A 12,042-nucleotide genomic window follows, 5' to 3' on the forward strand; every position below is an offset into this window, starting at 1 on the left:
TTAGGGGAGAGGACTAAAAACCTTAGTCGTTGTCACCCGTCATCTTGCGGTACCAGCCGCGGTGGTGTTGCTTGGCCCAGGCTCGCGTTACTGTGCCATAAAGCATGGCGCGAATGGTGCCACGAGTCCAGATGGCGGCATACACGTGCATGATGATCAGGCCGATCATCCACACGGCAGCGATGGCGTGAACCACCGAGGCCGCTCGCACCACGTTGACCGGCAATGTCCACCAGGCGCGCCACATCAGAAAGCCGGTGATCACGATCAGCAGCATGCCGATTACCAGGCCCCAGAACAACAGCTTCTGACCACCGTTGTATTTGCCCTGTTCGGGCATGTCGTGGTCGTCGCCATCGATCATCTTGTTGACGTTCTTGAGCCATTCGATGTCGCGCGGCTCAACGATGTTGAGCTTGGCAAAACGGCAGGCCATGATGACGAAGAATGCGCCCATGACAACCCCGATGTAGGGGTGCAGGATGCGGGTCCAGGGACCGCCACCGAACAGATTGGTCAACCAGAAGAAGGCCGGGTGAAAGAACGCCAGACCAGACAGGGCCAGCAAGATGAAGCAAATGCCTACCACCCAGTGGTTGGCGCGCTCCGATGCGTTGTAGCGCACGAGGTCGCGAGGATTGCGTTTCATTTGCCGTTCTCCTTGTTCAGCGCTTCGGCGTCCTTGCGTTCCATTTCATCCTCAAGGTCCTTGGACACGTCGTTGGGTCCCTTGGTGATGTAGTGGAACAGGCTGCCGATTGCGGCTGCACCCAGTGCGGCCATGGCCAGAGGCTTGGCTACACCCTTCCACAGCGACACCATGGGGCTGATGGACGGATCGTCCGGCAGGCCCTTGTACAGCGAAGGTTTGTCCGCGTGATGCAGAACGTACATCACGTGCGTGCCGCCCACGCCTTGCGGGTCGTAGAGGCCTGCTTTTTCGTAGCCGCGTTCCTTGAGGTCCACGACACGGCGGGACGCTTGCTCCTGCATGGCTTCCTTGGTGCCAAACTGGATAGCGCCCGTGGGGCAGGTCTTGACGCAGGCGGGCTCCTGGCCAACAGCCACGCGATCCGAACACAAGGTGCACTTGTACGCCTTGTTGTCCTTCTTGGAGATGCGCGGAATGTTGAAGGGGCAGCCCGTGACGCAGTAGCCGCAGCCCACGCACTGGTCTTGCTGGAAGTCCACGATGCCGTTGGCATATTGGACGATGGCGCCAGGCGAGGGACAGGCCTTCAGGCAGCCCGGGTCTTCGCAGTGCATGCAGCCGTCCTTGCGGATCAGCCACTCCAGGTTGCCTGTGGCTTCGTTTTCGTACTCGGCAAAGCGCATCACGGTCCAAGACTCCGACGTCAGATCCGTCGGGTTGTCGTAGACGCCTGCGGCAACCGTGCCGATTTCGTCGCGAAGGTCGTTCCACTCCATGCAGGCGGTCTGGCAAGCCTTGCAGCCAATGCATTTGGAGACGTCGATCAGCTTGGCGACTTCCCCCGCGTGCGCACCGCGTGCGCTGGGTGCGGGGGTCGTCGTGGCCGAGCGGCGTTTGATATCGAGAGACATGGTTGAGGACATCAGCGTGGCTCCTTAGATCTTTTCCACCTTCACGAGGAAGGTCTTGGATTCAGGGGTCAAGCTGTTACCGTCACCCACGGAGGCTGTCAGGTTGTTCGCCAGATAGCCCTTGCGTCCCGTCGTGGAGAAGCCCCAGTGAATAGGCACACCCACATGATGGATGGTCTTGCCATCGATCTTCATGGGCTTGATGCGCTTGGTCACCACGGCAACCGCCTTCACGAAACCGCGCTTGGACGAAACCTTGACCTTCTGGCCGGTCTCTATGCCCAGTTCCTTGCCCAGTGCCTCGCCGATTTCCACGAACTGCTCGGGCTGAACGATGTTGTTCAGCTGAACATGCTTGGTCCAGTAATGGAAGTGCTCGGTCAGGCGGTAGGTCGTGCCTACATGCGGGTAGTCCTTGGGGTCGCCCTGCGTGTCCTTGGCAGTTGCCAGGATGCGCATCACGGGGCTGATGACGGCCTGCTTGTTGTTGGGGTACATGGGGTTGTAGCCCAGCGGGTTGTCAAACGCCTCGTAGTGCGTGGGGAACGGACCTTCTGCCATGCCCTTGCGGGCAAACAGACGGGCCACCCCTTCGGGGTTCATGATGAAGGGATTGATCACCTCGGGATCCAGGCCCACGGCCACGTCCGGCACGTCCGCTCCACCCCACTGCTTGCCGTTCCACTTGATCAGCACGCGTTCGGGGTTGAAGGGCTTGCCCTGGCGGTCGCAAGACGCGCGGTTGTAAAGCACGCGGCGATTCGCAGGCCAGGCCCAGGCCCAGTTCAGCGTGTTGCCTATGCCTGTGGGATCGCTGTTGTCACGACGAGCCATCTGGTTGCCGGAAGAGGTCCAGCTGCCAGCCCAGATCCAGCAGCCACCCAGGGTGGTGCCGTCATCGCGCATTTCGCCAAAGCCCGCCAACTGCTCGCCGGCCTTGCGGATGAGCTTGGTGGGGTCCTTGGGATCGAACAGATCCACCAGCGCACGACCGTTGTATTCCTTGGCCACTTCCTCGGAAGAGGGGTGATCGGCTTCGGCATAAGGCCAGTACAGATTGGTGATGGGCTCGGAGAACTTGCCGCCGTCCTTCTGATAGAGAGCCTTCAGGCGCAGGTGCAGACCGGACATGATGGCAATGTCGGTCTTGGCCTCTCCTGGGGGCTCGGCAGCTTTCCAGTGCCACTGCAGCACGCGCGAGGAACTGACCACGGCACCGTCTTCTTCAGCGAAGCAAGTGGTTGGCAGGCGGAACACCTCGGTTTGAATCGAAGCCGAGTCCACGTCGTTGAATTCGCCGTGGTTCTTCCAGAATTCCGAAGTTTCCGTAACCAGCGGATCCATGATGACCAGGAACTTCAGCTTCTTGAGACCGTCGCGCACGCTGTTGCTGTTGGCCAGAGCCGCCAAGGGGTTGAAGCCTTGAGCGATATAGCCGTTGACCTTGCCCTGCGTCATCATCTCGAAGATCTGCAGCATGTCGTACTGCTTGTCCAACTTGGGCAGATAGTCGAACGCCCAGTTGTTTTCAGCAGTTGCGGCCGGGCCCCACCATGCCTTCATCAGGCTGACATGGAACTTGGGCGTGTTCGACCAGTAATTCATCTGACCGGGACGCAGCAGCTTTGGCGTGCGAGTGGCGATGTACTGGTTGTAGTCCTGTTCGGCTTCGTTCGGCAGCGTCAGGTACCCGGGAAGCGAAGCAGACAGGATGCCCAGGTCCGTCAGGCCCTGGATGTTGGAGTGGCCGCGCAGCGCGTTCATGCCGCCGCCAGCGACACCGATATTGCCCAGCAGCAGCTGGATCATGGCACCGGTACGCAGGATCTGCGCACCCGTGGTGTGCTGGGTCCAGCCCAGTGCGTACAGGATGGTGGCAACACGGCCGGCTTCGGCGGTCGAAGCAAGCTTCTCGCACACGTGCAGGAATTTTTCCTTGGGTGTGCCGCAGATGGATTCCACCTTCTCGGGGGTATAGCCGGCGTAGTGCTTCTTGAGCCACTGATAGACGCAGCGAGGGTGTTCCAGAGTGGGGTCCACCTTCACGAAGCCGTCTTCGCCCAGTTCGTAGTCCCACGACGCCTTGTCATAGGTACGCTTTTCAGGGTTGTAGCCGGAGAAAATACCTTCGTCGAACGCAAAGTCCTCGCGCACGATGAATGAGAAGTCCGTGTAGTTCTTCACATACTCGTGGTGGATCCTGTCGTTGGTCAGCAGGTAATTGATCACGCCGCCGAGGAAGACGATGTCCGAGCCGGAGCGGATCGGCGCATAGAAGTCAGCCACGGATGCCGAGCGGTTGAAGCGCGGATCGACCACCATGAAGTGAGCCTTGTTGTGCTCCTTCGCTTCGGTCACCCACTTGAAGCCGCAGGGGTGTGCTTCGGCGGCATTGCCGCCCATGATCAAAATAACGTCCGCGTTCTTGATGTCGACCCAATGGTTCGTCATCGCTCCACGGCCAAACGTCGGGGCAAGACCTGCCACCGTCGGGCCGTGTCAGACACGTGCTTGGTTATCGAGTGCAAGAAGGCCCCAGGAGCGGGCCACTTTGTGTGTGATGTAGCCGGCTTCGTTGCTGGAGGCCGAAGCGGCCAGCATGCCGGTGGTCAGCCAGCGGTTGACCTTCTGGCCTTTTTCGTTGGTTTCAACGAAATTGGCGTCGCGGTCTTCCTTGAGCAGCTTGGCGATGCGGTTCAGTGCCTCGTCCCAGGACATGCGCTTCCACTCGGACGAGCCGGGGGCGCGGTATTCGGGGTACTTGAGGCGGCTGGGGCTGTGGACAAAGTCCAGCAGCGATGCACCCTTGGGGCACAGCGTGCCGCGATTGACCGGATGATCCGGGTCGCCTTCCACGTGCATCACGGACAGACGGGAGTTTTTCCCGCCGTCGCCCAGGGAGTACATGAGGATGCCGCAGCCTACGGAGCAGTAGGTGCAGGTTTGACGGGTTACGGTGGTGGCTGACAGTTTGTACTGTCGCACCTCAGCAAGGGCGGCTGTGGGTGAGAAGCCCATCAGCGCCAAGCTTGAACCCGCCAGAGTCGAACCAGTCACTTTCATGAACTGGCGTCTGGAGAATTGGTCCATTGTGGGGTACCTTTTCGTATGAACGCTTATGTGAAAGCAAATTTTACGACCCCCCCCATTTTTGATAGCAGTTACAAACCCTTAATTCTTGACTAACGTTGAGCGACTTTGAGTTTTATGTTTCGTTTTTGTTTTTCTTAATGACGGCGATAGTTTTCAACCTGCACCTCTAAACCTATCAACTTTCTGCTCGAAAAGCCATCGGTCAGCAGGCCGGGCTGAACAGGAAATCCCTAATCTGTGTCGCTTTTGCGTGTTTCGGCAGGAGGGGGAGCGACGGTGGGAGCAGGGCCTTCTACAGGTTGTTGCGGATCGGTTGTTGTGCGCTTTTGCGCGATTTCCCGGTTCAGCAGCTTTTCCTCCTGCTCCTGCATGGTGGCAAACAACTCCCAGGCCGCCATGAACAGGGCGGCAATGGCGGGACCGAGCACAAAGCCCGAAAGACCGAACAAGGCCATGCCCCCCAGGGTGGAGATCAGAACCACATAGTCGGGCATCTTGGTGTCCTTGCCGACCAGCAGGGGGCGCAACACGTTGTCCACCAGGCCGATGACCAGCACACCATAAGCGGCAAGGATCAGCCCCTTGGTGACGGCGCCCGTGGCCAGAAAGTAGATAGCCACCGGCCCCCAGACAAGGCCTGCCCCCACTGCTGGCAGCAGCGACAGAAAGGCCATGACCACGGCCCAGAGTACTGCGCCCTGAATGCCCAGAATCCAGAAAATCAGCCCACCCAGCGCGCCCTGGGCGGCTGCAACGGCCAGATTGCCCTTGACTGTGGCCCGGATGACGGTAATGAACTTGATGGCCAGTTCGCGCTTGTGTTCGGGTGCGAGCGGCGTGGCTGCCCAGATGCGTGCGACCAACTCCTTGCCGTCACGCAGCAGAAAAAAGATCAGGTAGAGCATGACGCCAAAGCCCACCACAAAGCCCAGGGTGTTCTGACCCAGCCCCACAGCCTTGGTGGCGGCGAGCTTGCTGGCCTGCAGGGCGATGTTGGAGAGCTTGGTCTGGATTTCCTCCAGAGTGCCCAGGTGCAGTTTTTCCATCCATGGCGTCAGCCAGGATGGCAGTGCATTGAAGACTTGCTCCACGTAGCTGCCGGCGGACAGGTTGCCGCTGCTGATTCGATCGTAGATGGCGGCAGTCTCCTTGATGAGCGAGAGGCCTATCAGAGACAGCGGCAAAATGACCATTACCAGACTAATTAGCAAGGTTGCCAACGCGGCCAGCGTGGGCTTGTTGGGCATGCGCATCAGCAGCTTGCGGTGCAGGGGGGCGAAGACGATGGCAAACACCACGCCCCAGAAGATGGCTACGGCATATTCCTCTAGAACCAAGCCGAATCCTGCGGTTACTGCTATTAAAAGAAGAATGAATGCACGTTTGTGAAGCGGCAAAAGCGGCATGCGAGTCCTTGTTTATGGAGTTCCCGCAATGTAAGCGACTCCCAGGGGTGTAAACATCTTGTCTTTTATAAGACCAAGACTTTGAACAGTGGCACAATGGCTGCCGCAACTCAAGGCCCTTCCCCAGCCACAGTCGCATCCGCCAATCGGTACAGCCGTGTCGCGGGAGGTTCTACAAACCAGCTAATGCTTTCCGAAGGAAAGCGGAGGTCAGCGAGATATGAGCGATCAGTCAACGATCTATCAAGCCTATCAAGGCAACACCTATCTGTTCGGCGGCAATGCGCCTTATGTCGAAGAGATGTACGAGAACTACCTGGCCAACCCCGGCAGCGTTCCCGATTCCTGGCGTGAATACTTCGATGCCCTGCAGCATGTGCCTGCAGTCGACGGCACCGACAACAAGGACGTTCCCCACCTGCCCGTGATCAATGCTTTCGCAGAGCGCGCAAAGCAGGGCGGTACCAAGGTGGTGGTGGCTTCCGGCGCTGACTCCGAGCTGGGTCGCAAACGCACGGCCGTGCAGCAGCTGATTGCAGCCTACCGCAACGTGGGTCAACGCTGGGCCGATCTGGATCCTCTGAAGCGCACCGAGCGCCCCGAAATTCCCGAGCTGGAGCCTTCCTTCTACGGCTTCACCGACGCCGACCAGGAAGTGGTGTTCAACACCAGCAACACTTTCTTCGGCAAGGAAAGCATGACTCTGCGCGAGCTGATGAATGCTCTGCGCGAAACCTACTGCGGCACCCTGGGCGCCGAGTACATGTATGCCACCAATCAAAATCAGAAGCGCTGGTGGCAGCAACGCCTGGAATCGATCCGCTCCAAGCCCGTCTTCAATGCGGACGAGAAAAAGCGCATCCTGGACCGCCTGACCGCTGCTGAAGGTCTGGAGCGTTATCTGCATACCAAGTATGTGGGCCAGAAGCGCTTCTCGCTGGAAGGTGGCGAGTCCTTCATCGCCGCCATGGACGAGCTGATCAACTCCGCCAGCGCCAAGGGCGTGCAGGAAGTCGTGATCGGCATGGCTCACCGCGGCCGTCTGAACGTGCTGGTCAATACCCTGGGCAAGGCGCCCAAGGATCTGTTTGCCGAGTTCGACCACACCGCTCCTGAAGATCTGCCTGCCGGTGACGTGAAGTACCACCAGGGCTTCAGCTCTGACGTGTCTGCCAAGGGCGGCCCCGTTCACCTGTCGCTGGCCTTCAATCCCTCGCACCTGGAAATCGTCAACCCCGTGGTGGAAGGTTCGGTGCGCTCGCGCATGGACCGTCGCGACGACCCCATGGGCAAGCAAGTGCTGCCCGTGCTGGTGCACGGTGACGCAGCCTTCGCCGGCCAGGGCGTGAACCAGGAAACCCTGGCACTGTCCGAAACCCGTGGCTACACCACCGGCGGTACGGTTCACATCATCATCAACAACCAGATCGGTTTCACGACCTCTGACCCTCGCGACCTGCGTTCCACGCTGTATTGCACCGACATCGTCAAGATGATCGAGTCGCCCGTGCTGCACGTGAATGGCGATGATCCCGAAGCCGTGTGCCTGGCCATGCAGCTGGCCCTGGAATTCCGTATGGAGTTCTCCAAGGACGTGGTGGTCGACATCATCTGCTTCCGCAAGCTGGGTCACAACGAGCAGGACACACCTGCACTGACACAGCCTCTGATGTACAAGAAGATCGCTGCCCACCCCGGCACGCGCAAGCTGTACGCAGACAAGCTGGCGACGCAGGGCCTGGGCGACACGCTGGGCGACGATATGGTCAAGGCCTATCGTGCCGCCATGGACGAAGGCCGTCACACCCAGGACGTGGTGCTGACCAACTTCAAGAGCAAGTACGCAGTGGACTGGAGCCCCTTCGTGGGCAAGACCTGGACCGACGCCGGCGACACTGCCATCCCTCTGACCGAGTGGAAGCGCCTGGCCGAGAAGATCACGACCCTGCCTGCCAGCGTGAATCCTCATGCTCTGGTCAAGAAGGTGTACGACGACCGCGCAGCCATGGGCCGCGGCGATGTGAACGTGGACTGGGGCATGGGTGAAACCATGGCCTTCGGCTCCCTGGTCGCTTCCGGCTATCCAGTGCGTCTGTCGGGTGAAGACTCGGGTCGCGGCACCTTCACGCACCGTCACGCCGTGGTTCATGACCAGAAGCGTGAAAAGTGGGACGAGGGCACATATATTCCTTTGCAGAACGCTGCCGAGAATCAGGCTCCGTTTGTCGTGATCGACTCCATCCTGTCCGAAGAGGCCGTGCTGGGCTTTGAATACGGCTATGCATCGAACGATCCCAACACCCTGGTGGTGTGGGAAGCCCAGTTCGGCGACTTCGCCAACGGCGCCCAGGTGGTGATCGACCAGTTCATCGCATCGGGTGAAGTGAAGTGGGGTCGTGTCAACGGCCTGACACTGATGCTGCCTCACGGCTATGAAGGCCAGGGCCCCGAGCACAGCTCGGCGCGTCTGGAGCGCTTCATGCAGCTGGCTGCCGACACCAATATGCAGATCGTGCAGCCCACAACGGCCAGCCAGATCTTCCACGTGCTGCGTCGCCAGATGGTTCGTGGCCTGCGCAAGCCGCTGGTCATCATGACTCCCAAGTCGCTGCTGCGTAACAAGGACGCCACGTCGCCCCTGTCCGAATTCACCTCTGGTGGTTTCCAGACCGTGATCCCCGAGCAGGACGAAACCATCGTCAAGAACGCTGCCAAGGTCAAGCGCATCATCGCCTGCTCGGGCAAGGTGTACTACGATCTGGTCAAGAAGCGTGCCGAGAAGGAATCCAAGGACGTCGCCATCATCCGCGTCGAGCAGCTGTATCCCTTCCCCCACAAGGCGTTCGCCGCCGAAGTGAAGAAGTACGCCAACGCTACTGACATCGTGTGGTGCCAGGATGAGCCTCAGAACCAGGGTGCCTGGTTCTTCATCCAGCACAACATCCACGAGAACATGCGTGAAGGCCAGAAGCTGGGCTACTCCGGTCGCGCTGCGTCCGCTTCGCCCGCCGTTGGCTACGCACATCTGCACCAAGAGCAACAAAAGGCACTGGTGGAAGGCGCATTCGCCAAGCTCAAGGGCTTTGTCCTGACCAAGTAATACAGGCGACACCCCCTGTCCGAGGACAGGGGGCACAAGAAACATCTTTGGAAAGAATTCAAAATGGCAATCGTTGAAGTTAAAGTCCCCCAGCTGTCCGAATCCATCACTGAAGCCACCATGCTGACCTGGAAGAAAAAGGTCGGCGAGGCCGTGGCCGTCGATGAAATCCTCATCGAAATCGAAACCGACAAGGTCGTGCTGGAAGTGCCCGCTCCTTCGGCTGGCGTGATCACCGAAATCCTGCAAGGCGACGGCGCAACCGTGGCTGCCGAGCAAGTGATCGCCAAGATCGACTCCGAAGCCGTCGCAGGCGCCGCTGCTCCTGCTGCCGCCCCCGCTGCTGCTGCTGCGACTCCTGCTGCTGCCCCCGTGGCCGCCGCTCCTGCCAGCGCCGACAAGAGCGGCGTGGCCATGCCTGCTGCTGCCAAGATCCTGGCCGACAACAACCTGTCCGCTGCCAACGTGGCCGGCACAGGCAAGGACGGCCGCGTGACCAAGGGTGACGCTCTGGGTGCCATCAAGGCTGGCGCAGCCATCCCCACCGGCGCTCCCAAGGCGGCTCTGCCTCAGGTGGCAGCTCCCGTGACCAAGGAAAACCTGGGCGACCGTCCCGAGCAGCGCGTGCCCATGACACGTCTGCGCGCCCGTATTGCCGAGCGTCTGCTGCAATCCCAGGCCACCAACGCCATCCTGACCACGTTCAACGAAGTGAACATGGCTCCCGTGATGGAACTGCGCAAGAAGTTCCAGGACCAGTTCACCAAGGAACATGGCGTGAAGCTGGGCTTCATGTCCTTTTTCGTCAAGGCTGCAGTGCATGCCCTGAAGAAGTTCCCCGCAGTCAATGCCTCCATCGACGGCAACGACATCGTCTACCACGGCTACTTCGACATCGGTATCGCTGTGAGCTCGCCTCGCGGCCTGGTGGTGCCCATCCTGCGCAATGCAGACCAGATGAGCTTTGCCGACATCGAAAAGAAGATTGTCGAATTCGGTCAGAAGGCCAAGGAAGGCAAGCTGGGCATTGAAGAAATGACCGGCGGCACCTTCTCCATCTCCAATGGCGGCACCTTCGGCTCGATGATGTCCACCCCCATCATCAACCCCCCTCAGTCCGCCATTCTGGGCGTGCACGCCACCAAGGATCGCGCCGTGGTCGAGAACGGTCAGATCGTGATCCGTCCCATGAACTACCTGGCCATGTCCTATGACCACCGCATCATCGACGGCCGCGAAGCCGTGCTGAGCCTGGTGGCCATGAAGGACGCGCTGGAAGATCCTTCTCGCCTCCTGTTTGATCTGTAATTCAGCAGATCGAGCTTCTACAAAGCCCACCACCAAAAGCGGTGGGCTTTTTTCGAGTTAAACAGAGAAAAGATTCAAATCATGAGCAAGCAATTTGACGTCGTCGTGATCGGCGCAGGCCCCGGCGGCTACATCGCTGCCATCCGCGCTGCACAACTGGGTTTCAACGTCGCCTGTATCGACGAGTGGAAGAACGCCGCTGGCGGCGCTGCCCCCGGCGGCACCTGCACCAACGTGGGCTGCATTCCCTCCAAGGCGCTGCTGCAGTCTTCCGAGCATTTCGAGCATGCCAAGCTGCACTTTGCCGACCATGGCATCTCCACCGGCAAGGTCGAGATGGACGTGGCCAAAATGATCGCCCGCAAGGAGGCGATCGTGAAGCAGAACAACGACGGCATCCTGTACCTGTTCAAGAAGAACAAGGTCACTTTCCTCCACGGCCGCGGCTCCTTCGTCAAGGCTGTCGAAGGCGGCTATGAAATCAAGGTTGCCGGCAAGGAAGAGGAAGTCATCACCGGCAAGCAGATCGTGGTGGCCACTGGCTCCAACGCCCGTGCCCTGCCCGGCGTGGCTTTCGACGAAGAGAACATCCTGTCCAACGACGGCGCTCTGAGCCTGGGCAAGGCTCCCAAGAAGCTGGGCCTGATCGGTGCCGGTGTGATCGGTCTGGAAATGGGCTCGGTCTGGCGCCGTCTGGGTACGGAAGTGACCGTGCTCGAAGGCATGGACAAGTTCCTGCCCGTGGTGGATGAGCAGATCGCCAAGGAAGCCAAGAAGGCTTTCGACAAGCAAGGTCTGAAGATCGAGCTGGGCGTGAAGATCGGTGAAGTCAAGTCCGGCAAGAAGGGCGTGACCGTTGCCTACACCAACGCCAAGGGCGAAGCCCAGACCCTGGAAGTGGACAAGCTGATCGTGTCGATCGGCCGTACCGCCAACACCATCGGCCTGAACGCAGAAGCCGTGGGCCTGGCTCTGGACGAGCGCGGCGCCATCGTGGTGGACGATCTGTGCAAGACCAATCTGCCTGGCGTGTGGGCTGTGGGCGACGTGGTGCGTGGTCCCATGCTGGCGCACAAGGCCGAGGAAGAAGCCGTGGCCGTGGCCGAGCGCATTGCCGGCCAGCACGGCCATGTGAACTTCGCCACTCTGCCTTCGGTGATCTACACCAGCCCCGAAGTGGCATGGGTGGGTCGTACCGAGCAGCAGCTCAAGGCTGAAGGCGTCAAGTACAAGGCTGGCTCCTTCCCCTTCCTGGCCAACGGCCGCGCGCGTGCACTGGGCGACACGACCGGCATGGTCAAGTTCCTGGCCGACGCCGAGACTGACGAAATCCTGGGCGTGCACATGGTAGGTCCCATGGTGTCCGAGCTGATTTCCGAAGCCGTGGTGGCCATGGAGTTCAAGGCATCGAGCGAAGACATCGCCCGTATCTGCCACGCTCACCCCTCGCTGTCCGAATCCACCAAGGAAGCGGCTCTGGCTGTGGACAAGCGTACCCTGAACTTCTAAGTTTTTTCAGTCTTGCGCGCAGGTTTTGACATGGCTGTGAAGTGCCCGCGCGCAGGCTGAGTT

At 59.9% G+C, this 12,042-nt stretch carries 7 protein-coding genes; 3 read left to right on the forward strand and 4 right to left on the reverse strand.

The window, feature by feature from the left end; genetic code table 11:
* Positions 1 to 22 precede the first annotated feature (22 nt).
* From EIC84_RS03130 to EIC84_RS03150, 4 genes are all read right to left on the reverse strand, one after another.
* The gene (locus EIC84_RS03130) at positions 23 to 649 is read right to left on the reverse strand and encodes a formate dehydrogenase subunit gamma (protein WP_003066500.1); all 627 of its coding nucleotides are present in this window, start codon (positions 647 to 649) and stop codon (positions 23 to 25) included.
* Complete coding sequence (gene fdxH, locus EIC84_RS03135) at positions 646 to 1,575, reverse strand: formate dehydrogenase subunit beta (RefSeq protein WP_003079546.1); 930 nt, start codon at positions 1,573 to 1,575, stop codon at positions 646 to 648. The genes EIC84_RS03130 and fdxH overlap by 4 nt, the downstream gene beginning before the upstream one ends.
* A 12-nt stretch (positions 1,576 to 1,587) precedes the next feature.
* Positions 1,588 to 4,653 (reverse strand): formate dehydrogenase-N subunit alpha, encoded by a 3,066-nt coding sequence (gene fdnG / locus EIC84_RS03140; protein WP_145914916.1) that lies wholly within the window; start codon positions 4,651 to 4,653, stop codon positions 1,588 to 1,590.
* Between the two features lie 233 nt (positions 4,654 to 4,886).
* Positions 4,887 to 6,062, reverse strand: coding sequence for an AI-2E family transporter (locus tag EIC84_RS03150; protein WP_057092194.1), 1,176 nt, complete (start codon positions 6,060 to 6,062; stop codon positions 4,887 to 4,889).
* A gap of 220 nt (positions 6,063 to 6,282) precedes the next feature.
* Between EIC84_RS03150 and EIC84_RS03155 the strand changes: the two genes are divergently transcribed.
* The 3 genes from EIC84_RS03155 to lpdA all read left to right on the forward strand — a co-directional run bounded on the left by EIC84_RS03155 (position 6,283) and on the right by lpdA (position 11,979).
* On the forward strand, positions 6,283 to 9,162 hold the full coding sequence (locus EIC84_RS03155) for a 2-oxoglutarate dehydrogenase E1 component (RefSeq protein ID WP_003055529.1): 2,880 nt from the start codon (positions 6,283 to 6,285) through the stop codon (positions 9,160 to 9,162).
* A gap of 63 nt (positions 9,163 to 9,225) precedes the next feature.
* Positions 9,226 to 10,470 carry a 2-oxoglutarate dehydrogenase complex dihydrolipoyllysine-residue succinyltransferase gene (gene odhB, locus EIC84_RS03160; protein ID WP_003069881.1) on the forward strand — a complete coding sequence of 415 codons (1,245 nt, stop codon included), beginning with the start codon at positions 9,226 to 9,228 and terminating at the stop codon, positions 10,468 to 10,470.
* Between the two features lie 81 nt (positions 10,471 to 10,551).
* Positions 10,552 to 11,979 (forward strand): dihydrolipoyl dehydrogenase, encoded by a 1,428-nt coding sequence (lpdA, locus tag EIC84_RS03165; RefSeq protein ID WP_003069884.1) that lies wholly within the window; start codon positions 10,552 to 10,554, stop codon positions 11,977 to 11,979.
* Positions 11,980 to 12,042 lie beyond the last annotated feature (63 nt).

Origin of the sequence: Comamonas sp. A23, assembly GCF_004522605.1 — a bacterium.
Lineage (GTDB): Bacteria > Pseudomonadota > Gammaproteobacteria > Burkholderiales > Burkholderiaceae_C > Comamonas > Comamonas thiooxydans.